This window comes from Novosphingobium sp., assembly GCF_031417815.1.
Taxonomy (GTDB): domain Bacteria; phylum Pseudomonadota; class Alphaproteobacteria; order Sphingomonadales; family Sphingomonadaceae; genus Novosphingobium.
Map to the genome: position 1 here is coordinate 40,515 of NZ_JANOWI010000043.1, position 21,565 is coordinate 62,079.

The following is a 21,565-nucleotide window of genomic DNA, read 5'->3' on the forward strand; positions in this document are numbered from 1 at the left end:
CTGCCACCTCCCCATTTGTGGCATTCGCCAAAAATGGAGAGGACCTTTGGCCTAAGCAGCCCGCCCCGCCAGCCACTCCTCCAGCCACTTGATCGTGTAATCGCCGTGGATGAAATCGGGCTCGTTCATCAGCGCCTGATGCAGCGGGATACTGGTCTTCACGCCGCTGATCACCATTTCTTCGAGCGCGCGCTTCAACCGCATGATGCAGCCTTCGCGGGTGCGGCCTTTGACGATCAGTTTGGCGATCATCGAATCGTAGTACGGCGGGATCTTGTATCCGGCGTAAAGCCCTGAATCGACGCGCACGTTCATTCCGCCCGCCGCGTGGTAATTGGTCACGAGGCCCGGCGAGGGGGTGAAATTCCATGGGTCTTCGGCGTTGATCCGGCATTCGATCGCGTGGCCGTTGAATTCGATGTCTTCCTGCTTGACCGAGAGCGGCTTGCCATCGGCGATGCGGATCTGTTCGCGGACCAGATCGACCCCGGTGATCGCTTCGGTTACCGGATGTTCCACTTGCAGCCGGGTGTTCATTTCGATGAAATAGAATTCACCGTTTTCCCACAGGAATTCGATCGTCCCGGCCCCGCGATAGGCCATGCCTGCCATCGCCTTGGCAACGATCCCGCCCATCCGTGCGCGTTCTTCGGGGCTGATCACGGGCGAGGGGGCTTCTTCCAGCACCTTCTGGTGGCGGCGCTGCAACGAACAGTCGCGTTCGCCCAGATGGATCGCCTCGCCATTGCCGTCGCCGAACACCTGGAATTCGATGTGGCGCGGATTGCCGAGGTACTTTTCGATATAGACCGTGGCATCGCCGAACGCGGCCTTGGCCTCGGTCCCGGCCTGGGCGATCAGTGTTTCGAGCTCGTCCGGGCCGTTGCACACTTTCATGCCGCGCCCGCCGCCGCCGCTGGCAGCCTTGATGATCACCGGATAGCCAGCCTTTTCGGCAATCGCCTTGGCCTCGGTAATGTCGCTGACTGCGCCGTCCGATCCGGGGACCAGCGGCAGGCCCAGCGCGCCTGCAGTGCGCTTGGCCTCGATCTTGTCGCCCATGGTGCGGATGTGTTCGGGCTTGGGCCCGATCCAGGTGATCCCATGGCTTTCGACGATTTCCGCAAACTGCGCGTTTTCCGAGAGGAAACCATAGCCCGGGTGGATCGCATCAGCATGGGCGATTTCCGCGGCCGAGATGATCGCCGCGACGTTGAGGTAGCTGTCCTTGGCCGCAGGGGGGCCGATGCAAACGGCGTGATCGGCCAGCCGCACATGCATGGCATCGGCATCGGCGGTGGAATGCACCGCGATCGTTTCGATCCCCATTTCGTGCGCGGCGCGGTGAATGCGCAGGGCGATCTCGCCGCGGTTGGCGATCAGGATGCGGGAAATGCCCATGGGATCAGGAAATGACGACGAGGGGCTGGTCGTATTCGACCGGCTGCGCGTTTTCGACCAGGATCGCCGTGACCGTCCCAGCTTTTTCGGCGGTGATCGGGTTCATCACTTTCATCGCCTCGATGATCACCAGCGTATCGCCGACATTCACCTGCTTGCCCACCGTGATGAACGCCGCAGCGCCCGGTTCGGCCGAGAGATAGACGGTGCCGACCATCGGCGATTTGAGCGCGTTCGCATCGACCGGGACGGCAGCCGGTTCGGCGGCGGCGGGCAATGGCAGCGCGGGCGCTGCGGCGGGAGCAGCCGGGGCCATGTGCACCGCAGCCGGAGCTGCGATCATCTGGCGCGCGACCTTGATCTTGCGGTCGCCATCTTCGACTTCGATCTCGGTGAGGCCGGTTTCGGCCAGCAGTTCGGCCAGCTCGCGCACCAGCTTGCTGTCGATGTTCATGCCGCCGCTGCGGGCCGCGCTCTTTGTCTCGCTCATGCGATCCCCATATGTCAAAAGCAGGGGATTGCCTATGGGACGGAGCGCCAAAAGAGGCAAGTCTAAAGCTGGGCGGCGCGCTCCAGTGCGACCATGTAGCTATCGGGGCCAAGGCCCTTCACGCAGTCTACCGCAGCCATGCCGACATAGGACAAATGGCGAAACGGCTCGCGCTTTTCGGGGTCCGAAAGGTGCACTTCGATCACCTTGAGCTGGGTCGAGAGGATCGCGTCGAGCAGCGCGATCGAGGTGTGGGTATAGGCCCCGGCGTTGAGCAGAACCACGCCGACCCCGCGTAGCTTGGCGTCATGCAGCCAATCGACCAGCACGCCTTCGTGGTTGCTTTGCCGGCATTCGACGCTGAGCCCCAGTTCGGCCCCGCGCGCCACCAGCCGCGCCTCGATATCGGCCAGCGTATCATGGCCATAGATTTCAGGCTGACGCGTGCCGAGCAGGTTGAGGTTGGGTCCGTTGAGGACAAGGACGGTGCGTTGGGTCACGCCGGAACTGTTCCACTTGGCAGTTGGAGGTGCGCCAGCCTTAGCCGCGCCGCCGTCCTGCACAAGCGCTATTGCGCCGGAGCGTTACCTTCTGGTGCCTGGTCTTGCGCGGCCTGAACCATCGGCTGGGGCGGTTCGGGGGTGAGCTGCGGGCCGCCATCGACCATCTCTGGTGCGGCTTTGGGTTGCTCGATCTTGGACAAGGCTTTTTCGGCCTTTAACGCCGCCTCTTCGGCGCGCTTGGCCGCCGCTTCGGCCTTGTCGACGCGTTCGTTGAGCGCGGCGTTGGGATCAGAGCAGGCGGCCAGCAGCGCCAGCGCGGCCAGCGGGGCCAGGCGGCGCGCTCCGGAAAGCTTCGGTTTGGTATCGATCACGGCGGTTCTCTCCCATGGCGCGAGCCAGTTCATAACGCCAAACACTTACCCGAAGCTAACCAGGACAGGCCGGGCGTGGTAATTACCGGTCGCTGCCCGCGATCTTGCCCCACTGGCGTGCTGCCGTGTAGCCAAGGTAGCCGGTGCCGAACAGGGCATAGAGCGGCTCGGGCAGTCCCGAAAGATAGGCGTTCATGCCCGCCGCGATCGCCTGGGCCCGGCCCGGGCTGAACATCGCCAGCAGCCCCATCGGCAGCGCCCACAGCAGCAGGATATACATGACGTAGAGGAAGCTGGGGCGGGCACGGCTGGTCCACGGATCGTGCGAATTGGCTTCGGCCACGATGGCAGAGAGCCGCGACTGGATCTCGGTGAGCTCCTGCGATCCCTGCAATTGCAGCAGTTCCAGCTTGGCCTTGTCGCGCTGGGCGGGGTTGGGGATGACCTTGTCGATGATCGAGACGACCGGCCCGATCAGGGCGTCGAGAATTGCCATTATATGCGCTCCTTGGTTATGTGGAGCGTGAAATATAACCAAACAAGTTCGTGTAGGAAAATCGCCGCTCAGTTGCCCCGCAGATAGGGGCGCGACTGGACGATGTAGATCGTCTCGCCGATCATCAGCCATTCGATATCCTGCGGCCGATTGCCGAACATGATCGCCACGCGCCGCCCGACCTTGGCCAGCCGTTTGGCGCGCGCGTCGGTCAGGACCATGCGGCCCGGTTCGATCGCCACTTCGCGCACCCCGCCGCCGGCATCGAAGCTTAGCATAGCGTCGTCGGTCGAGCGGGTCAGCACCTGGATCGATTCGGGATCGGAGCGGTAAAGCAGCTGTTCGGCCACCCGCCGCCCTTCGACCACGCGGATGCCGAGCCCGCGCTTGGCATTGATGAACACCGTGCCCCATTCGCTCGGATCGAACGGGTTTTCGGTGATCATCACCCCCGATGCTTCGGCATTCATGCCTTGCTGCACCAGCACCCCGGCCATGACCGAGCGATGATCGATCCCGGCCGCCTCGCGCGCAGCGAAGGCCCCATCGTTCCACACCGATCCCCAGACCACCTTGACCGCGGCTTCGAGCGCGGCCTGATCGGTCACGTTGGGGACGCTGGAATAAAGCCCCGCTCCGTTGAAGCCGGGCAAGTCCTCACTGTTGGTTGAACTGCGCACGAACACGCCGCCGTCGCCGATCGCCGCCGCGCGCCGCTCCGCGAGCTTTGCGCCCAGACCGGCTGGCAGCATGCCCGCATTGAAGGCAGCGCGCAGCACAGCCAGTTGCTCACGCCGATACTTGCCATCGCTGCGCATCCGTGGATCGACCAGCAGCGCTGCAATCTTGCGGTCGAGCCCGTTGATGCGCAGAAAATCCTGATACCAGGCGAAGGGGATGGCAAAGCCCGGCGGGACTTCGAAATCATCTTTGCCGGGGTGGCGCTGGATCGCCACCTCTCCCAGGTTGGCGGCTTTCGACCCAACCCGCACCGCATCGCCGGCGCGCAGATCACCCAGCGCGGGCAGCGCGCGGAAGGTCAGGTCGGACTTTGCAATTCGCACCTTACGCTTGGCCTGGACGCGCTGCGCCGCCGCGATCTCCTTTATGGTGGCCAGCCGGATCGTGATCGTCTCACCCGCTTCCATCCGCACCCATTGCCCGTCGAACGGAGCAAACTTGCTGACCGCATCGCGGACATAGCCATTGGGCACCTTCCAGCTTTTCGCCAGCAGGTTGACGTGCGCCAGCGGGGTGGAAAATTCGTTGGTCACGATCCCCGCCACCGGGCTTAGCCGCAGCGGCGCTTCACCCAGTACGACGATATCGCTGGGAGTCAGCAACACGTCATCGTCCAGCTTGGGAATGATCCGCAGTCGCCCGGTGGCCTTGCCGGGGTTGAGCACCAGTTCGCTGCGGCTGGCATAGACCGCGTTCTGGTCGATCGTCACAAGTCCGGGAATGGTGGCGGCGAGCACGCTCTGGTGCTGCGAATTGGGCTTGAAAGCCAGTGGTGCGGGAAAGTTTTGCTGCACCAGCGCCATGGTAAGCGTCAGGATTTCGGCGTTCAGTTCGTCGCCTTCCCAAAACTCGATGCCATAGCGGCCAAGTGCGGCATAGTGCAGCACCGATCCGAAGATGAAGCGTCGGTTGTCCTTCGAATAGTTCGCATCAAGCAGCGCATTGGTATCCTGTGTCGAAAGATAGGTGCGCTGAACGAAGTCGATATGGAATTCATACTGCTTCGAATTGACGAAGTGCAGCATGGGGCCGCCTTTGGCGGCGCGGTCGATCACGAACATGACCTGCGGAAAGCTGGCATAGCGCCCGCCCGGACTGGTGCGGGCAAGCTCGGCAAATTGCGCTTCGCTGGTGATGTGCGGCACCTGCGACGGCGCAGCCAGCAGCGGCGCCGCCAGCACCAGGAAGAGCCCGATCAACAGTTTGCGCATGTTCCCCGCCCCCATTCCCGGCATCGGCACTTCCCGCCGCACCCGAAGTATGAAACCTTTCGTGCGTCAGGGAAAGGGAACCGGGGATGAACACGATTATCGTCGATGTGAAGCAGGGGGTTCGCACGGTCACGCTCAATCGGCCTGAGGTGCTCAACGCCATCGACGCCGCGATGCAAGGCGAACTTGAAGCGGCGTTCAGTCAGTTTGCTGCCGCGGCCGATGAACATATCTGCGTGATCACCGGCGCGGGCCGGGCCTTTTGCGCTGGATCCGATCTGAAGTCAGCCGTGGCCGAAGGGCGCAGGCCCTATCCCGCGCATGGCTATGCCGGGCTGGTCGAACGGTTCGATTGCCCCAAACCCTTCATCGCTGCGGTCAATGGCCTCGCGCTTGGTGGCGGGTTCGAACTGGCGCTGGCCTGCGATCTGATCATTGCTGCCGAAAGCGCCAGCTTTGGCTTGCCCGAACCGCTGGTTGGCGCGGTGGCACTGGGCGGCGGATTGCACCGTCTGGCGCGCGCAGTACCGATCAAGCAGGCGATGGGCATGATCCTGTCATCGCGCCGGGTCAGCGCGGCCGACGGTCTGCGGATGGGGTTCGTCACCGATGTGGCATTGAATGCGGAACTCACGGCTCGCACGGCTGCATGGTGTGCCGATATTGCCAGGGCATCGCCGGTCTCGATCCGGGCCTCCAAGGCCTTGGTGCAGATGGGGTTGGGCAAGGCCGACGTGGCCGCTGCGATGGCCGCGCAGCCGCGGGACCCGGCGTTCACAGCATGGCAAAACAGCGCCGATGCACGCGAAGGCCCGCGCGCTTTTGCCGATAAACGCACACCGGAATGGAAAGGCAGATAGAAGGAAACTGGTCGGGACGAGAGGATTCGAACCTCCGACCCCCACACCCCCAGTGTGATGCGCTACCAGGCTGCGCTACGTCCCGACCGTTTCGGCTCGGCGGCGCGTGGCTGCCGGGCAGGGACGGGCCTATAGGCAGGCGCCGGGCGGTTGGCAAGCGCCGCAAAACCAATTCGCCAGGCACCTCTTGATCGCCCGGCAACAAGTGCCATCTGTCGGAGGCGAACGGGGCGCGCGTTGCTAAGGTCCGGCATTGCTGCTAGTCGCGCGGAAATCGCTCCCGGCATCCGGGCATAGGCCCACAACAAGGTTTGAAAGCTACCGATGAACAGCGCTTCCCTTACCCTCTTTGCCGCCGCAGCCGGCGCGGGCCAGTCGCCCCCGGCCTGGGCTCAATTCATCCCGCTGGTGGCCATGGCCGCAGTTTTCTGGTTCCTGATCCTGCGCCCGCAAATGCGCCGGCAGAAGGATCTGCAGAAAAAGGTTGGCGGCATCAAAAAGGGCGATCAGGTGCTGACCGGCGGCGGTTTCATCGCCAAGGTCATCAAGGTCGACGATAACTATGCCGATCTCGAACTTGGTCCCAATGTCCGCGTGAAAGCGCTCAAGTCGACGATCGCTGATGTCCTGCCGCAGGGCGGCACGGCACCAGCCAACGACTGACGGAAAGCGCAAAAATGCTCGATTTCCCTAGCTGGAGACAGGCCTGGCTGTGGTTCATCACGCTGGCTTGCGCGATCGCCGCGTTACCCTCACTGTTTGCCGTGGCGAACCTGCCCTGGCCCGCGATGCTGCCCGATCCCAAAGTCAACCTGGGGCTCGATCTGGCCGGCGGCAGCCACCTGCTGCTCGAAGCCGAAGTCGAAGAGGTGCGCAAGCTGCGGCTTGAGCAGATGGAGGATTCGGTCCGCCAGCGGCTGACCCGCGGTGAGAACAAGATCGAGATCGGCGATATTTCGACCAAGGACGGCAAAGTGTCGTTCATGCTGATTGATCCGAGCAAGGCCGATTTTGCGCGCGAACAGTTGCAGACGCTGACCACCGGCGCGGGGCTTTCGGGCCAACGCGATTGGGATCTGGCGATCAATGGCGGGCTGATCGAACTGACCCCGACCGAAGCCGGGCTCAACCAGTCGGTCGATCAGGCGATGGGTGCGGCGGTTGAAGTGGTGCGCAAACGCATCGACAAGATGGGCACGCGTGAGCCGACCATCATCCGCCAGGGCAAGAACCGCATCGTCGTGCAGGTTCCGGGCCTGTCCGATCCCAAGGCACTGAAAGACCAGTTGGGGCAAACCGCCAAACTGGAATTCAAGTTGGTCGATACTAACGCATCACCGACCGACCGGGCGCAGGGCATTGCCGCGCCGGGCACGCAGCTTGTGCCCTATGCCAGTCCCGAAAAGGACGGGATCATCCCGCTCGCGGTGTTCCGTCTTGGCGGAATTGTTGGTGACCAGCTGGTCTCGGCAACCCCGGGCAACGATCCCAAGACCAACGAACCGCTGGTCGAGATCGCGTTCAACCAGCAGGGCGGGGCAAAATTCGCCAAGCTGACCAGCGAGAACGTCAACAAGCCGTTCGCCATCATCCTCGATGGCAGGGTTATTTCGGCCCCCAATATCAGCGAACCGATCCTGGGCGGGCAGGCCCGTATTTCAGGCAGCTTCAGCGCTGAATCTGCCGCACAACTGGCCATCAACCTCGCTTCCGGTGCGCTGCCGGTCGATCTCAAAGTTATCGAGGAACGCACGGTTGGACCTGATCTTGGCGCGGATTCGGTCAAAAGCGGGGCGATTGCCATGGGCGTTGGCACCATGGCGCTGATGCTGTTCATGCTCATCACCTATGGCCGCTTCGGGGTTTACACCTGCCTTGCGCTGATCATCAACGCGCTGATGATCCTGGGCGTGATGGCCGGGATTGGCGGAACGCTGACTTTGCCCGGGATCGCGGGATTCGTGCTGACGATTGGTGCGGCGGTCGATGCCAACGTGCTGATCAACGAACGGATCCGCGAAGAACGTGCGCGGGGCCGCAAGGTCTTCCAGGCGGTCGAGGTAGGCTACAAGGAAGCCAGCCGCGCGATCTTTGACGCCAATATCACCAACGTCATTGCCGCCGTGCTGATGTTTTACTTCGGCTCGGGCCCGGTAAAGGGTTTTGCGGTGGTTCTGGCGATCGGCATTGCCACGTCGGTGTTCACCGCCGTCACGCTGACCCGCATGTGGGTGGCCGGCTGGCTGCGCCGTGCGCGCCCGGCCGAGCTGGTGCTGTAAGGGACCCGATCGATGAAACTGCTCAAACTCGTTCCCGACAACACCAACATCAACTTCCTGAAGTTGCGTCTGCCGTTCTACATCATTTCGTTGCTGCTGATGGCGGCGTCGGTCGGGCTGGTGCTGACCAAGGGGCTCAACCTGGGCGTCGATTTCGTCGGCGGCCAGATGATCCGCGCGACCTTCACGCAAAGCCAGACCGTGCCGGTGGGCGATCTGCGCGAAACCATCGGCAAGCTTGGCTATGGCGAACCGATCCTGCAGCAGTTCGGCAAACCAAACGAAGTGTCGATCCGCATGAAGTTGCCCGAAGGCAGCGATCAGCAGCCCGATCTTGCCAACCAGATGGCCAACAAGATCACTGCCGCAATCAAAGTGGGGCACCCTGATGCACGCATTGACGGCGTGGATTCGGTTTCGGGCAAGGTTTCGGGCGAATTGTTTCAAACCGGGATGCTGGCGCTCGGCCTCGCGATGGTGGCAATCTCGATCTACATCTGGATCCGTTTCGAATGGCAATTCGGGGTGGGCGCGCTGTTTGCGCTGCTGCACGACGTGACGCTGACCATCGGCATGTTCGCGCTGACCCAGATGGAATTCGATCTCAACATCGTGGCCGCGATCCTGACGCTGATCGGCTATTCGCTGAACGATACGATCGTGGTTTATGACCGGATCCGCGAAAACCTGAAAAAGTACCGCCGCATGCCAGTACCCGAACTGCTCAACCTTTCGGTCAACGAAACACTGAGCCGCACGGTGGTGACGTCGCTATCGCTGCTGATCACGCTGCTGGCGCTGCTGGTGCTGGGTCCCAATGTGATCTTCGGTTTCACCGCGGCAATCACGCTGGGGATCTTCGTGGGGACCTACAGTTCGGTCTACATGGCCGCGCCGATCCTGATCTGGCTCAAGGTCAGCTCGGCCAGCTTTGTGCCGACCGAGACGGCGCTGGACCGGCAGGAAAAGCTCGCCCGCGGCGAAAGCCCGGAACGCCCCTGAGTTCTTCTGGGTCCTCTCCATTTTGCGAAGCCAAATGGGGAGGTGGCAGTCCGCAGGACTGACGGGGGGGGTCAAGGTGCGAGGGTTGATACCCCTCCGTCATTCGCTGGCGCGAATACCGCCTCCCCATTTGTGGCCTTCGCCAAAAATGGAAACGACCTAACTGACGGCCAGCTGCCGCCAGTGATTGACCAGCGCGCCGGCATTGGCCTGCCAGCTGAACGGCGCGGCACCTTCCAGTACCTTTTCGCGCGCGGGCGGATTTTCAAGGATCTTGCTGACGGCGATGGCAATGGCCAGCTTGTCTCGCGCGACCATTGCGCCCCAGGCGGGATCGGTCAGCAGTTCGCGCGCACCGGGCAGCGGGGTGGTGACCACCGGGGTGCCGCAGGCCAGCGCCTCGACCCAGGCATTGGCAAGGCCCTCGCTGGCGGTCGGCAGCACGAACACATCGGCGGCGCTCAGCACCACGGGCAATTCGGCGTGCGGCAACGCGCCAAGAAAGCGGACGCGGCCTATCACATCCAGCGAGTCCGCCAGCATCCTGAGCTCCGCTTCGTCCGGCCCGGAACCAGCGATCACCAGCACGGCACCGGGCAGCAGCGGCATGGCTTCGATAGCAAAACGCTGGCCCTTGCGCGGGATCAGCGCACCGACGCAGGCCAATACCGGCGCATCGCGGGGCAAGCCCAGCGCATCGCGGCTTTGCGCCTTGTCGCGGGGGTAAAAGACGGCGCGGTCGAGCCCGGTGCGGTGCAGCGTCACCTTGCCGCGCGCCACGCCCAGTTCGGCAATGTCGTCTGCCAGACCGGCCGATACAGCCAGCAGCCCGGTGGCTTCCTGCGCCGCCTTGCGCACTTGCGCCGCAGTGGCGGGATGGGTTCCCCAGTGGTGGATGTCTGCTCCGCGCGCCTTGATCGAACTAGGCACCCCCAGCGCCTTGGCCACGGCTACCGCTGCGGGGCCATCGGGATAGAAGAACTGCGCATCGATAACGTCGAACGGCGCTTCGGCGTAGAGACGGCGGGCCGGCGGCAGCACTGCGCGTGCCACTGCCCTGGCGTTGAACCGGCCGCCGATCCCGGGCAGCAGCAGGAACCGCGGTCGCAGCACCGTCACCCCGCCGCGCTGCTCTTCCTGCGCAAGGCCGCGCAAGGCACGATATCGCGGGTGCAGTGAAAGCGGGAAGGGGGGCAAGCCGACCGCGTTCACCAGCACCAGATCAACATCGCCGCGCGCTGCAACGGCCTGCATCTGCCGCTCGACAAAGACGCCGAAATTGGGCGTGAGGTCATTGGGATAGAGCGTCGATAGCGAGAGAACACGGAGCGGTTTCACAGGGGGCGAACCAGCATTTCCGCAACCGCAATCCAGGCCGGATTTTCAACCACCACCTGCCGTGAGCCTGCGCCCGGCGCGAGCACCGCCACCCGCGCGGCATCGCGGTCGATCATCCGGCCAAAGGCGAAACGGCCGCCGGGCCGCGGCACCAGCACATCGCGGTTAAGCAGGCGCGCATAATCATCCGGCCCATGCTGGCGCAGCCACAACTGATCGCCGCTGCGGTATTCGCCCGCGCCGGTCTCGATCATCATCGCGACCAGACCGCCCGGGCCGCCCAGCGCCGAAGGCAGGATCGCATCGCGCGGCGCGGCCAGCGCTTCGGCGCCATCGCTGCCCAGCCGGGCGATGTATCTGGGTGCGGTGCTTTCCGTGCCCTTGACCAACAGTTCGGGCTCAACCGCCAACGCATTGGCGATCCGGTTCAGCCAGGTGAGCGACAACTGCCGCATGCCCGTTTCAAGCCGGCCGATCGTTTGCGCCGTGGTCGGCGGGGTGCAACTTGCGGCCACATCGGCCAGCGTCAGTCCCTTGTCCTTGCGGATATCGCGAATACGGTTGATCATTTCTGCCTCGAAAAATAACCAGATTGGTTTTTACGCTTTCCTACAATGGCTCCGATTTGGCAAGGCGCGATTCTGGCAACAGGGAAGGACACAAACATGCAGCGGCAACTGGTGGAACGCGAACTGACCGATGAAGGCCCGGCGCGTGGTGCGCCAGTGCGGGGACGCCGCGCGGTAACGGTGAACCTGGCTGAAAGCCCGCTGACCTGGCTGCACGCCCGCGGGCACCTGTCCGATCTCCAGCTTGCCGCCGGGGAATGCCTGCGCCGCGATTACGAGCGTGCGCAGCTGTCCGCAGGCGTAACGATGCGCTGGGATCCGGTGCGGGTCAAAGGCGGCAGCGGCGATTCGGCGCTGAACGAAACCGAACGGCAGATTGCCGCACGCCAGCGCTTCGAAGGAGCGATTGCGGCGGCAGGGCCAGGCTTGTCCGACGTGCTGTGGCGCGTCGCCTGCGCGGGCGAGGGGCTGCCCGATGCGGAACGCGCGCTGGCCTGGCCAGCGCGCAGCGGCAAGCTTGTGCTGCGCCTGGCGCTTGACCGGGTGGCAGGGTTTTACGGTATCGGTTGACGCCGGTCGATCAAGGTCGCCCGCCAGTCGATTGGCTTGCGCAAATGCCCTTCGATCCGCCACACCTAAGCGCAAACCAGATTGCGATGCGGGAGCAAGCACGATGTTGAGGCGCGATTTTCTTCTTTCGAGTGGAGCCCTGGCGGCAACGCTGGCGGCCGATCCCACTTTTGCCAAAGGCGCTGCTGCGCGCGGTGACAAGGCGCTGCTGGCGTTGCTTGACGCGATCTTCGCGGATCAGATGCAGCACTCGCCCGAATATGCGACCTATCTTGGGCTGGATACCGGCAAGCTGGCCTTCCAGCGTTCGCGCCTGACGCCCAACACCGTTGCCGAACGCAACGCCGGGGAAGCGCGGGCGCGGCGCTGGCTGGCGCGGCTTTCTGCCATTCCTGCCAGTAGCCTGGGCGCTGCCGCGCAGCGCTATCAGGAACTGGTACGCTACCAGATCGAACAAGGGCTGGTCGCGAGCCGCCGCTTCAACATGGATGGACTGCAGCAGCCCTATCGCATCACTCAGCAAGGCGGGGCCTATTTCAGTACTCCCGATTTCCTCAATTCCGCGCACCCGATCAGCACTGCGGCCGATGCCGAGGCCTACCTTGCGCGTCTCGCCGCCTTTGCTGTGCAGCTTGATCAGGACAGCGCGATGCAGCGCGCCGAAGCCGTGCGCGGGCTGGTTGCGCCGGGCTGGTCGCTCGATCTGGCGTTGGGGCAGATGGCCAAGCTGCGCGCAATGGCGGCAAAAGACAGCTCGCTGGTGCAGTCACTGGTCAGCCGCGCGGCGAACAAGGGCATCGCCGGAAACTGGGCAGCGCGCGGGGAAAAAATCGTCGCGCAGGCGGTCTATCCGGCACTGGATCGACAGATCGCGTTGGTCCAGGGACTGCGCGCCAAGACCGCCGCGGGCGATGGTGCCTGGCGGATCAAAAACGGCGATGCGATCTATGCCGCCGCGCTGGCCGAGGCGACCACAACCACCTATTCACCCGATGAAGTGCACAGGATCGGGCTGGATCAGGTGGCCGAGATATCCGCGCAGCTCGACGTGGTCCTGAAAGACGCCGGGTTGAGCCAAGGCACGGTCAGCGAGCGGCTTGGCGTGCTCAACAAGCGGGCCGATCAAGTCTATGCCGATAGCGCCGAAGGCCGCAAGGCGCTGATCGACAGCCTTAATGCCGGCATGACCGATATGTGGGAACGGCTGCCCAAAGCGTTCGCGGACATTCCGCGCCGGCCGCTTGAAATCCGCGCGGTTCCGGCGGAAATTCAGGATGGCGCATCAAACGGCTATTACAATTCGGCCACGATCGATGGCAGCCGCCCGGCGATCTACTGGATCAACCTCAAATCGGTTGGTGATTGGCCCAAGTATTCGTTGCCCGCGCTGACCTATCACGAAGGTGTGCCGGGGCATCACCTGCAGGGATCGTACGCGCAGTTATCAGGCGAACTGCCGATGCTGCTGCGCAACAATTTCATCTCGAGCTATGGCGAAGGCTGGGCGCTTTATGCCGAACAACTCGCCGATGAGCTGGGGGCGTACAAAGGCATCGAGCGCGCCGGATACCTGCAAAGCTTCCTGTTCCGCGCCGCGCGGCTGGTGGTCGATACCGGGATCCACCACAAACGCTGGAGCCGCGAGAAAGCGACCGATTACATGGTCCAGACCACCGGCTTTGCGCGGCCGCGCAGCCAGCGCGAAGTCGAACGCTACTGTGTGCTGATCGGCCAGGCCTGTTCCTACAAGATCGGCCACACCGCTTGGGTAAAGAACCGCGAAAAGGCCAAGGCCGCGCTGGGCGACAAGTTCAGCCTGCAGTGGTTCCACGAGATACTCAAAGAAGGCGTGATGCCGCTTTCGATGCTGGAAGCGCGGATTGATCAGCGGGTAGGTGCGCGGCTGGCGACGGGGTAGGGCCCCTCCGTCAGTTCCTGCGGAACCGCCACCTCCCCATCGCAAGTCGATGAGCCCCTCCGTCAGGCCTTTGGCCTGCCACCTCCCCATCGCAAGTCGATGGGGAGAACCAGCGACGTTGCATTTCTCCCCATCGACTTGCGATGGGGAGGTGGCATTGGCGAAGCCAATGACGGCGGGGTGGATCAGCCCTCGAGCAGTTCGGCCAATTCCAGCCAGCGCTCCTCAGCCGCGTCCTTTTCGGCGCGGGCCGCATCGATTGCCTTTGACAGCGTGGCGAACTTCGCCGGGTTCTTGGTGTAAAGCGCTGGATCGTGCAGCGCCGCTTCATCGCGGGCAATCGCCGCCAGCAATTCGTCAATCCGCGCGGGCAGGATCTCGTAATCGCGCTGGTCCTTGTAGGTCAGCTTGACCTTGCCGGACGACGGCGGAGGGGGTGAGACCAGCGGCTCGGCAATCGCCTTGGTTGCCTTGGGTGCCGTGTTGCGTTTTTGCCGTTGTTTTTCCCAGTCAGCATAGCCGCCGGCCACCACATCGACCTTGCCGCTGCCATCAAGCCCCAGCGTCACGGTCACCGTGCGGTCGAGGAAATCGCGGTCGTGGCTGACGATCAGGACCGTGCCGTCATAGTCCGCAATGACTTCCTGCAGCAGGTCGAGCGTTTCCAGATCGAGATCGTTGGTCGGCTCGTCCAGCACCAGCAGGTTTGATTTGCGGGCGAATTCGCGCGCCAGCAACAACCGGCTGCGCTCCCCGCCCGAGAGTGTGCCGATCCTGGCATCGACCAGCCCGGGTTCGAACAGGAAATCCTTGAGATAGCCCTGGATGTGTTTGCGCACCCCGCGTACGTCGATCCAGTCGCCACCTTCGGCCAGCACATCGCGCACGCGCTTTTCGGGGCTCATCAGGCTGCGCTGCTGGTCGATCACCGTGCCGTTAAGCGTTTTGGCCAGCGTGACCGTTCCGGTATCGGGCTGCAGTTCGCCGGTCAGCAACTTGAGCAGCGTGGTTTTCCCTGCGCCGTTCGAACCGACCACCCCGATCCGGTCACCGCGCGTGATCCGCAGCGTGAAATCCTTGATGATCGTGCGGTCGCCAAACGTCTTGGTGACCTTGTCGGCTACGATCACCGCCTTGGTCTTCACATCATCGGTGCCAAGCGCAATCTTTGCCGCGCCTTGTGGAGTGAGCATCGCAGCGCGCGCGGAGCGCATTTCCCACAGTTTCTCGAGCCGGCCCTGGTTGCGCTTGCGCCGGGCGGTGACGCCGCGTTCCAGCCAGTGCGCTTCGATCTTCAGCTTGGCGTCCATCTTGTCGGCGGCGCGGGCTTCCTCGGCATAGATCGTTACCATCCAGGCCTCGTAGCCGCCAAAGCCGATGTCCTTGCGGCGCAGCGATCCGCGATCAAGCCACAGCGTGGCCTTGGTCAGTCGTTCCAGAAACGTGCGGTCATGGCTGATGGCGATGAAGGCGCCTTTGTAGCGGCTCAGCCAGTCTTCCAGCCAGTCGATCGCGGCGAGATCAAGGTGGTTGGTCGGCTCATCCAGCAGCAGCAGATCGGGATCGCTGGCGAGTGCGCGGGCCAGCGCGGCGCGCCGCCGTTCGCCGCCGCTGGCGCTGTCGGACGGGCGGTTCATGTCGATACCCAGCTGGCTGGCGATCGCCTCCACTTCGTGACGCGGCGGGGCATCCGGCCCGTGCAGCGCAAAATCCATCAGCGTGGCATAGCCGGTGAAGAACGGGTCCTGCTCAAGATAGACGATCCTGGTGCCCGGCTGGATCGAACGGCGGCCCTTGTCGGCCTCTACTTCGCCCGAAATCAGCTTGAGCAGCGTAGTCTTGCCCGCGCCATTGCGCCCGATCAGGGCCAGCCGGTCACGCGGGGCGATGTGCAGGTCAAGATCGCGGAACAGCCACCCCGATCCCTGGATCAGGCTGAGTTCTTCCCACGAAAAGATCGGTGCGGCGGCCATGGTGGGCGGGCGTCTAGGGTGCGCAAGCCGCGTTGACAAGGCGCGCTGCCCGAACGAGAGAGGCGGTCATGCGTATTGTCTGGCTAAATGGCGAATTCCTCCCCGAAGATGAGGCCAAAATCTCGATCTTCGACCGCGCGCTCAATTTCGGGCAGGGGGTCTATGAGGTCTCGCCAGTGATCGACGGACGCTTTCGCAACTGGCCGCATCACGCCGCGCGGTTGGCGCGCAGCATGGCGATCGCGCGGATTGCCGACGATACCGATTGGCCTGCCGTGCTGGCGGAACTGATCGAACGCAATGGCTTGGTCGAAGGCCGGGTGTTCCTGCAGATTACCGGTGGTGCGCCCGCCGACCGGGCGTTTCCGTTGCCCGATCCATCGGTATCGCCCAACCGCTTTGCTTTTACCCAGGCTGACAGCCTGGTCGAAACGCCCTGGGGTAAGAACGGCCTCAGGATTGTGCTGCGGCCAGACCTGCGCTGGCAGGTGCGGTCGGCCAAGACCACGCAGCTGCTTTACGCGGTGATGATGAAAGCCGAAGCGCGCGAGGCCGGGGCCGACGACGCCTGGCTGGTCGAAGACGGCGTGATTACCGAAGCAACGAGCTCGAACGCCTATATCATCGATGCCCGCGGCGTACTGGTCTCGCATCCGGTCGATCACGGCGTATTGCCCGGGGTCACCCGGATCAGCGTGATGGAGATCGCGCGCAACATGGGCTTGGCGGTGGAGGAACGCCCCTTCACGCCCGAGGAACTGTTCGCCGCCCGTGAAGCTTTCATATCCGGTGCCGGGACACTGGTGCTTCCAGTGGTCGAAGTGGACGGCAAACCAATCGGCAACGGCGGCCCCGGCACGGTGACCGGCGAATTGCGGGCCCGCTACATCACCTTGCTGCGCGCCAGCTAAATCATTCACAATCGGTTCAATCCCCTTGCCCTAGAAGCCGCCTTGTCATGAAGAAAACCGCTCTGCTCCTGCTTGCTGTGCTGGCCCTGCCAGCGGCGCCGCTGCACGCTGGCCCCGGCGATGCCCAGGGCAAGGCCCGGCAGGATCTGCGCGCGGGCAAGATCATGCAGATCCGCGATATCGAAAACGCGGTGCTGCCAACGATGGGCGATGCCCAATACCTTGGTTTCGAATACGATCCCGCCGCGATGGCCTATCGGCTTAAATTCATCCGCGACGGGCATGTAATTTTCGTCGATGTCGATGCCCGCACCGGGCAGACCCTGCGCCGCACGCGCTAGGGCCGCCTTGACGCTATGGTGCTTAAGCCCCATTTGCAGTGGCAACATTATTGGGGAACCAGACAATGCGCATCCTGATCGTCGAGGACGAACCGACCCTCGGCAAACAGCTCAAGAATACGCTCGAAGGCAATGGCTATGCGGTCGATCTTTCGGTCGATGGCGAGGACGGCCATTTCATGGGCAGCACCGAAGAATACGATGCGGTGGTGCTTGACCTTGGCCTGCCCGAGATCGACGGGCTGACCGTGCTGGGGATGTGGCGCAAGGAAGGCCGCAAGTTTCCCGTGCTGGTGCTTACCGCGCGTGACAGCTGGTCCGACAAGGTAGCAGGCCTCGATGCCGGTGCGGACGATTACCTTGCCAAGCCGTTCCAGACCGAAGAACTGATCGCCCGCCTGCGCGCGTTGATCCGCCGCGCATCGGGCAACACCAGCAGCGAATTGACCGCCGGTGACGTGCGGCTGGATACGCGCTCGGGCCGCGTCACGCTGAAGGGCGAACCGGTCAAACTGACGGCGCAGGAATACAAACTGCTGTCCTACCTGCTCCACCACAAGGGCAAGGTGGTCAGCCGGACTGAATTGATCGAGCATATCTACGATCAAGATTTCGATCGCGATTCGAACACGATCGAAGTGTTCGTTACCCGCATCCGCAAAAAGCTGGGCGCCGATGTGATCACCACGATCCGCGGCCTTGGCTACAGCCTCGACGATCCGGCTGAAGGCAGCCGCGGTTGACATGGTGAGGCGGGCCGAACCAGGTGAGCGCAACTGACCTGACGCCCGCCGGGCAGCCAGCGACCGTGCCGCATACGGGATCGCTTGCGCGCCGGATGATGCTGATTGCGGCCGGCTGGATCGCGGTGCTGCTGCTGGGCGGCGGCGTGGCGCTGGATCGGACGCTGACCGGGCAGATCACCCGCAATTTCGATGCTCAGCTGTCCTATCTGCTTAACGGCATGATCGCCTCGGCCGAAATCGGCCCCGACGGCGAGGTGTTCTTCAACCGCGCTCTTGGCGATCAGCGCCTGCTTGAGCCCAACAGTGGTCTGTACTGGCAGATCCGCGGCACCGGGCACGATGATTTCCCCTCGCGCTCGTTGTGGGACCGCACGCTGGACGTGCGCACCGATCATCGCGACAAGGAACCGCACGCCTACATTTCCAACCAGTTTCCCAGCGAACCGCTGCGCGTGATGGAACGTTCGGTCACCATGCCGGGCAGCGATACGGTGTGGCAGTTCACCGTGGCCGAGCGCAAGGCCAACCTTGACGAGCAGATAGGCCGCTTCCGCCGGATCCTGCTGCGCAGCTTCGCGGTGCTGGGCCTTGGCCTGCTGGTGATGGCGGCCTTGCAAACCTGGTACGGTCTTGGCCCCTTGCGCGGGGTGCGCCGGGCGATCCAGCGGATGCGCAGTTCGGGCAGCAACCGCGTGACCGAGCCGCTGCCCTTGGAAGTCCAACCGCTGGTGCTGGAACTTGATGCGTTGCTTGCTCACAATCAGCGCCAGGCCGAAGAGGCGCGCACCCACGCCGGCAACCTTGCGCATGCGTTGAAGACCCCGCTGACCGTGGTGATGAATGCCGCCACTGCGCACGCGCCTGATCTGGCCGATACCGTGATCCGCGAAGCAGCGGTGATGCGCCGTCAGGTCGATCACCATCTTGCCCGTGCCCGCGCCGTCGGCCGCCGCGCGGTGGGCCAGGCCCGCGCGCAAGTGGGCGAAAGCGTGGAAGCGGTGCTGCGCGCGGTTACCGTGCTGTATGACAAGGCGCGCTTCGATCTTGACGGAAACCGCGCCGCGCAGGTCGCAATCGAACGGCAGGATCTTGATGAAATTCTCGGCAACCTGATCGAGAACGCGGCCAAATACGGCGGCGGATCGGTGTTCGTCACCATCGATCCAGTCAGCGATCCCAAGTGGTGCGAAGTATGGGTCGAGGATGACGGCACCGGCATCCCCGAAGTAGAACGCGAACGCATCTTCGATCGCGGCGCGCGGCTCGATACCGGCAAGCCCGGCACCGGGCTGGGTTTGGCAATCGTGCGCGATGTGGCGGAAATTTACGGCGGAAGTGTCACGCTTGATGAAAGCGAGGACCTGGGCGGGTTGCTGGTGAAGCTCAGGTTACCGAGGGCGGGTTAAGTTTCAAGCTAGCCAAGGACAGCAAGTCGTCAATAATCTTCAAAGTAGGAAATGGCTTGACGAACGGATCAATTTTGAGGAATTTTCTCTTGATATTTCTTAGAGGTAAATATGGCCACTGCTTCCAACGCGCCAGTCCCTGATCGCAACTCCCTTGGCAAAGCGAGCTTCATAATAGGTTTGATAGCGCTGGTTCTTTCGTTCATTCCGATTGTTGGGTTTGTCTCATGGCTGCTGGCTCCGCTTGCTGTCATTTTCGGTTTGATCGCTATTCGCCGTACCTCAAGATCGCTGGCTATTGCAGGGATTATAACTGGTGTCATTGCGTTGTTTGTTTGCTTCTCATGGATCAAAGGCACCCAAGCCGTCGGGACGGCGCTGAATCGTGATACTTTCAACACGAACGGCGAGACCAAAGACCTTTCTGCGGCACCGATACTGCAAGCAAACGTCAAGCAGATTTGGACGGATATTGAAGCGAACAAAGTTTCTGCGGGACAAAAGTACGGTGGCAGCAGGTTGCAGTTCACCAATGAAAAGATAGCGGACTTTGCTGGCGATGCGGCTGCCCCCGTGATTCAGTTTCTCGGCCATTCCGACGGTTACATCAATGAATTTGCAGGTGCTTCATTTTCTCAGGAGGATGGCAAGGCGATCGCAAATTTCAAAAAAGGCGACAAAATCTCATTTGTTTGCGAGAAGATCGGAGAAGCAATCATGGGCGGATATTCGCTTTCCGGGTGCCGCTTAAAGTAGCGAATTCTAGCCTACTTTCCCGCCGCCTGTTCGTGATGCCGGATCACTTCCTCGATGATGAAGCGCAGGAACTTTTCCGAGAACTCCGGATCGAGTTGCGCGTCGCCGGCCAGCTTGCGAAGCCGGGCGATCTGCGCTTCCTCGCGGCTGGGATCGCTGGCGGGCAGGGCGCGTTCGGCCTTGTAGGTGCCGACCGCCTTGGTGATGCGGAACCGTTCGGCCAGGATGTGGATCAGCGCGGCGTCGATATTGTCGATCGAGGCGCGGTAGCCGGCGAGCACCGGATCGGGTTGGGGCGTAGTCATCGCCGGGTTGGCTAGCATGCAAAGGGCATCGGGGCCAAGGCCAGAGCGCATGGCGCGGCATCGCGGGGGATTTGCCGGGGCGGCGCACTTGCCGCTGGCGTCTGCGCGGGCCTAGACACATAGCCCAGATGCACCGCCTGTTCCTGCCTTTGCTGTTCCTTGCCATGCTGGCGCTGCTGGGCGCGCTGTACCTTGGCGGAGCGGAGCCGTTGCTGCGCGGTTTCCTTGATTTCTACTTGGTCCATTATGACTTGCCGCCGTTCGGCGATGCTCACGGGATCACCAGCGCGATGGCCTGTGAACGGCAGGGGATCGAGACCTATCTGGGCAATCCGTGCCACTACAAGCCGGTGACCTTTGTCTATCCGCCGATCTGGAAGCTGCTGGCGCTGATGCCGATGGATGGCAGCTGGACTGTGCCGGTGGCGCTGGGCTTCATCGCCGTGTTCGCCGCCGCGCTGTATTTCCTGCCGCTTGCGGGGAGCCGGCGCGGGCAGCTGCTGGGCGCGCTGGCGGTGTTGTCACCGGCAACGCTTATGGCCGCCGATTACGGCAACAATGACATGCTGGTTTTTGCGATCACCGTCGCAGCGATTGCGGCGCTGGGGTGGAGACCGGCGCTGGGCTACGGCCTGCTGCTGCTGGCAGGTCTGCTCAAGTATTTTCCGTTTGCGGCGCTTGGTTGGGCCGGGGGCGAGCGGCCCCGCGTGGCTGTATGGGTGGTCACCGCACTGGGCGGTGTGTTGATAATGTTTGTGTGGCTGGCCGGGACCCAACTGCCACTGTCACTGGCCAGCATGGTGACGATGTCTGCCGGGTCCTATGTCTTCGGGATCAAGGACCTGCCGATCATGGCGAGCGAACTGGGGCTGGCGGACGGCCCGGGTGCCTTGGCAATCCAGCTCGCAGTTACCGCTGCCTTGCTGGTGATCGGCTGGCAGCGCGCGACGCAATTTGCGCTGGCAAATGTCCGCGCCGCGATGAGCGCGGCGCAGTGGCGCTTCCTGATCGTGGGATCGCTGGTTCTGCTGGGGGCCTATATCGGCAACCAGAACCTGGTTTACCGGATGATTTTCGTGCTGCTGGTGCTGCCGGGGCTGGATGCCCTGCGCCCAGTGCCGGGGCAGCGGTTCGGGGCGATCGCCGCCATCGCGGTGGCGCTGATGTATCTCTTCCCGCTGAGAGTTCACCTGCAGGCGCTGTTCACCCCCGGCAGCGGTGGCGAGCTGCTGGTGACCGTAATCGGCATCCTGTTGCGCGAGGCGCTGTGGTTCATGCTGGCGGTGACGCTGCTGGGACTTGTCTTCGTCCACTTGCGCGCCGGGCCGATCTGGCAGCGCATTTCGTCCCGGCGGCCCGGCTAGCATCCGCAGTTGCC

General features: G+C 63.1%; 22 protein-coding genes and 1 tRNA gene. 12 read left to right on the forward strand and 11 right to left on the reverse strand.

The window, feature by feature from the left end; all coding sequences use genetic code 11:
- Positions 1-51 precede the first annotated feature (51 nt).
- The 6 genes from accC to RMN99_RS11135 form a co-directional block, all read right to left on the reverse strand.
- A complete protein-coding gene (gene accC / locus RMN99_RS11110) occupies positions 52-1,401 on the reverse strand; it encodes an acetyl-CoA carboxylase biotin carboxylase subunit (protein WP_309623386.1) in 1,350 nt (449 codons plus the stop codon).
- Between the two features lie 4 nt (positions 1,402-1,405).
- The gene (gene accB, locus RMN99_RS11115; RefSeq protein ID WP_309623468.1) at positions 1,406-1,855 is read right to left on the reverse strand and encodes an acetyl-CoA carboxylase biotin carboxyl carrier protein; all 450 of its coding nucleotides are present in this window, start codon (positions 1,853-1,855) and stop codon (positions 1,406-1,408) included.
- A gap of 98 nt (positions 1,856-1,953) precedes the next feature.
- Positions 1,954-2,391 carry a type II 3-dehydroquinate dehydratase gene (locus RMN99_RS11120; RefSeq protein ID WP_309623387.1) on the reverse strand — a complete coding sequence of 146 codons (438 nt, stop codon included), beginning with the start codon at positions 2,389-2,391 and terminating at the stop codon, positions 1,954-1,956.
- Positions 2,392-2,459: 68 nt separating this feature from the next.
- On the reverse strand, positions 2,460-2,765 hold the full coding sequence (locus tag RMN99_RS11125; protein ID WP_309623388.1) for a hypothetical protein: 306 nt from the start codon (positions 2,763-2,765) through the stop codon (positions 2,460-2,462).
- A gap of 82 nt (positions 2,766-2,847) precedes the next feature.
- Complete coding sequence (locus RMN99_RS11130) at positions 2,848-3,261, reverse strand: holin family protein (RefSeq protein WP_309623389.1); 414 nt, start codon at positions 3,259-3,261, stop codon at positions 2,848-2,850.
- A 68-nt stretch (positions 3,262-3,329) separates the two neighbouring features.
- A complete protein-coding gene (locus tag RMN99_RS11135) occupies positions 3,330-5,213 on the reverse strand; it encodes a PEP/pyruvate-binding domain-containing protein (RefSeq protein WP_309623390.1) in 1,884 nt (627 codons plus the stop codon).
- An 86-nt stretch (positions 5,214-5,299) separates the two neighbouring features.
- Between RMN99_RS11135 and RMN99_RS11140 the strand changes: the two genes are divergently transcribed.
- Positions 5,300-6,073, forward strand: a complete 774-nt coding sequence (locus RMN99_RS11140; protein WP_309623391.1) for an enoyl-CoA hydratase-related protein — start codon at positions 5,300-5,302, stop codon at positions 6,071-6,073.
- 8 nt (positions 6,074-6,081) lie between these two features.
- On the opposite strand, the gene RMN99_RS11145 is transcribed toward RMN99_RS11140, so the two are convergent.
- Positions 6,082-6,158, reverse strand: a tRNA-Pro gene (locus RMN99_RS11145).
- Positions 6,159-6,397: 239 nt separating this feature from the next.
- On the opposite strand from RMN99_RS11145, the gene yajC reads away from it, so the two are divergent.
- Genes yajC through secF form a run of 3 tightly spaced genes read left to right on the forward strand, consistent with a single transcriptional unit; the run spans position 6,398 to position 9,354 of the window.
- A complete protein-coding gene (gene yajC, locus RMN99_RS11150) occupies positions 6,398-6,736 on the forward strand; it encodes a preprotein translocase subunit YajC (protein WP_309623392.1) in 339 nt (112 codons plus the stop codon).
- Positions 6,737-6,750: 14 nt separating this feature from the next.
- Positions 6,751-8,352, forward strand: a complete 1,602-nt coding sequence (secD, locus tag RMN99_RS11155) for a protein translocase subunit SecD (RefSeq protein ID WP_309623393.1) — start codon at positions 6,751-6,753, stop codon at positions 8,350-8,352.
- 12 nt (positions 8,353-8,364) lie between these two features.
- Positions 8,365-9,354 carry a protein translocase subunit SecF gene (gene secF, locus RMN99_RS11160; protein ID WP_309623394.1) on the forward strand — a complete coding sequence of 330 codons (990 nt, stop codon included), beginning with the start codon at positions 8,365-8,367 and terminating at the stop codon, positions 9,352-9,354.
- A gap of 159 nt (positions 9,355-9,513) precedes the next feature.
- On the opposite strand, the gene RMN99_RS11165 is transcribed toward secF, so the two are convergent.
- Together RMN99_RS11165 and RMN99_RS11170 are read right to left on the reverse strand one after the other, a co-directional pair.
- Positions 9,514-10,692, reverse strand: coding sequence for a glycosyltransferase (locus RMN99_RS11165; RefSeq protein WP_309623395.1), 1,179 nt, complete (start codon positions 10,690-10,692; stop codon positions 9,514-9,516).
- Positions 10,689-11,261 carry a helix-turn-helix transcriptional regulator gene (locus RMN99_RS11170; RefSeq protein WP_309623396.1) on the reverse strand — a complete coding sequence of 191 codons (573 nt, stop codon included), beginning with the start codon at positions 11,259-11,261 and terminating at the stop codon, positions 10,689-10,691. The genes RMN99_RS11165 and RMN99_RS11170 overlap by 4 nt, the downstream gene beginning before the upstream one ends.
- A 96-nt stretch (positions 11,262-11,357) precedes the next feature.
- Between RMN99_RS11170 and RMN99_RS11175 the strand changes: the two genes are divergently transcribed.
- Both RMN99_RS11175 and RMN99_RS11180 read left to right on the forward strand, forming a co-directional pair.
- The gene (locus RMN99_RS11175) at positions 11,358-11,831 is read left to right on the forward strand and encodes a DUF6456 domain-containing protein (protein WP_309623397.1); all 474 of its coding nucleotides are present in this window, start codon (positions 11,358-11,360) and stop codon (positions 11,829-11,831) included.
- A gap of 103 nt (positions 11,832-11,934) precedes the next feature.
- Entirely contained in the window at positions 11,935-13,749 is a 1,815-nt protein-coding gene (locus RMN99_RS11180) for a DUF885 family protein (protein ID WP_309623398.1), read from the forward strand.
- Between the two features lie 185 nt (positions 13,750-13,934).
- On the opposite strand, the gene RMN99_RS11185 is transcribed toward RMN99_RS11180, so the two are convergent.
- Entirely contained in the window at positions 13,935-15,722 is a 1,788-nt protein-coding gene (locus RMN99_RS11185; RefSeq protein WP_309623399.1) for an ATP-binding cassette domain-containing protein, read from the reverse strand.
- A gap of 68 nt (positions 15,723-15,790) precedes the next feature.
- Here RMN99_RS11185 and RMN99_RS11190 point away from each other — a divergent pair, with 68 nt between their 5' ends.
- From RMN99_RS11190 to RMN99_RS11210, 5 genes are all read left to right on the forward strand, one after another.
- Positions 15,791-16,633 carry an aminotransferase class IV gene (locus RMN99_RS11190; protein ID WP_309623400.1) on the forward strand — a complete coding sequence of 281 codons (843 nt, stop codon included), beginning with the start codon at positions 15,791-15,793 and terminating at the stop codon, positions 16,631-16,633.
- A 47-nt stretch (positions 16,634-16,680) separates the two neighbouring features.
- On the forward strand, positions 16,681-16,974 hold the full coding sequence (locus RMN99_RS11195) for a hypothetical protein (protein ID WP_309623401.1): 294 nt from the start codon (positions 16,681-16,683) through the stop codon (positions 16,972-16,974).
- Between the two features lie 65 nt (positions 16,975-17,039).
- Positions 17,040-17,717 (forward strand): response regulator transcription factor, encoded by a 678-nt coding sequence (locus RMN99_RS11200; RefSeq protein ID WP_309623402.1) that lies wholly within the window; start codon positions 17,040-17,042, stop codon positions 17,715-17,717.
- Between the two features lie 95 nt (positions 17,718-17,812).
- The gene (locus RMN99_RS11205) at positions 17,813-19,126 is read left to right on the forward strand and encodes a HAMP domain-containing sensor histidine kinase (protein ID WP_309623469.1); all 1,314 of its coding nucleotides are present in this window, start codon (positions 17,813-17,815) and stop codon (positions 19,124-19,126) included.
- Positions 19,127-19,237: 111 nt separating this feature from the next.
- Positions 19,238-19,882: a DUF4190 domain-containing protein gene (locus RMN99_RS11210; protein WP_309623403.1), complete on the forward strand. Its 645-nt coding sequence runs from the start codon at positions 19,238-19,240 to the stop codon at positions 19,880-19,882.
- 11 nt (positions 19,883-19,893) lie between these two features.
- Here the strand turns inward: RMN99_RS11210 and RMN99_RS11215 are convergent, their stop codons facing one another.
- A complete protein-coding gene (locus RMN99_RS11215) occupies positions 19,894-20,187 on the reverse strand; it encodes a chorismate mutase (protein WP_309623404.1) in 294 nt (97 codons plus the stop codon).
- Positions 20,188-20,315: 128 nt separating this feature from the next.
- Here RMN99_RS11215 and RMN99_RS11220 point away from each other — a divergent pair, with 128 nt between their 5' ends.
- Positions 20,316-21,551 (forward strand): hypothetical protein, encoded by a 1,236-nt coding sequence (locus RMN99_RS11220; RefSeq protein ID WP_309623405.1) that lies wholly within the window; start codon positions 20,316-20,318, stop codon positions 21,549-21,551.
- The last annotated feature ends 14 nt before the right edge of the window (positions 21,552-21,565 follow it).

Coding starts and splice junctions, on each gene's coding strand:
- accC (WP_309623386.1), bottom strand. CDS start 1,401: ATGGGCATTTCCCGCATCCTGATCGCCAACCGCGGCGAGATCGCCCTG.
- RMN99_RS11220 (WP_309623405.1), top strand. CDS start 20,316: ATGCACCGCCTGTTCCTGCCTTTGCTGTTCCTTGCCATGCTGGCGCTG.
- RMN99_RS11190 (WP_309623400.1), top strand. CDS start 15,791: ATGCGTATTGTCTGGCTAAATGGCGAATTCCTCCCCGAAGATGAGGCC.
- secF (WP_309623394.1), top strand. CDS start 8,365: ATGAAACTGCTCAAACTCGTTCCCGACAACACCAACATCAACTTCCTG.
- RMN99_RS11170 (WP_309623396.1), bottom strand. CDS start 11,261: ATGATCAACCGTATTCGCGATATCCGCAAGGACAAGGGACTGACGCTG.
- yajC (WP_309623392.1), top strand. CDS start 6,398: ATGAACAGCGCTTCCCTTACCCTCTTTGCCGCCGCAGCCGGCGCGGGC.
- RMN99_RS11205 (WP_309623469.1), top strand. CDS start 17,813: ATGATGCTGATTGCGGCCGGCTGGATCGCGGTGCTGCTGCTGGGCGGC.
- accB (WP_309623468.1), bottom strand. CDS start 1,855: ATGAACATCGACAGCAAGCTGGTGCGCGAGCTGGCCGAACTGCTGGCC.
- RMN99_RS11215 (WP_309623404.1), bottom strand. CDS start 20,187: ATGACTACGCCCCAACCCGATCCGGTGCTCGCCGGCTACCGCGCCTCG.
- secD (WP_309623393.1), top strand. CDS start 6,751: ATGCTCGATTTCCCTAGCTGGAGACAGGCCTGGCTGTGGTTCATCACG.
- RMN99_RS11200 (WP_309623402.1), top strand. CDS start 17,040: ATGCGCATCCTGATCGTCGAGGACGAACCGACCCTCGGCAAACAGCTC.
- RMN99_RS11140 (WP_309623391.1), top strand. CDS start 5,300: ATGAACACGATTATCGTCGATGTGAAGCAGGGGGTTCGCACGGTCACG.
- RMN99_RS11175 (WP_309623397.1), top strand. CDS start 11,358: ATGCAGCGGCAACTGGTGGAACGCGAACTGACCGATGAAGGCCCGGCG.
- RMN99_RS11135 (WP_309623390.1), bottom strand. CDS start 5,213: ATGCGCAAACTGTTGATCGGGCTCTTCCTGGTGCTGGCGGCGCCGCTG.
- RMN99_RS11195 (WP_309623401.1), top strand. CDS start 16,681: ATGAAGAAAACCGCTCTGCTCCTGCTTGCTGTGCTGGCCCTGCCAGCG.
- RMN99_RS11185 (WP_309623399.1), bottom strand. CDS start 15,722: ATGGCCGCCGCACCGATCTTTTCGTGGGAAGAACTCAGCCTGATCCAG.
- RMN99_RS11210 (WP_309623403.1), top strand. CDS start 19,238: ATGGCCACTGCTTCCAACGCGCCAGTCCCTGATCGCAACTCCCTTGGC.
- RMN99_RS11130 (WP_309623389.1), bottom strand. CDS start 3,261: ATGGCAATTCTCGACGCCCTGATCGGGCCGGTCGTCTCGATCATCGAC.
- RMN99_RS11180 (WP_309623398.1), top strand. CDS start 11,935: ATGTTGAGGCGCGATTTTCTTCTTTCGAGTGGAGCCCTGGCGGCAACG.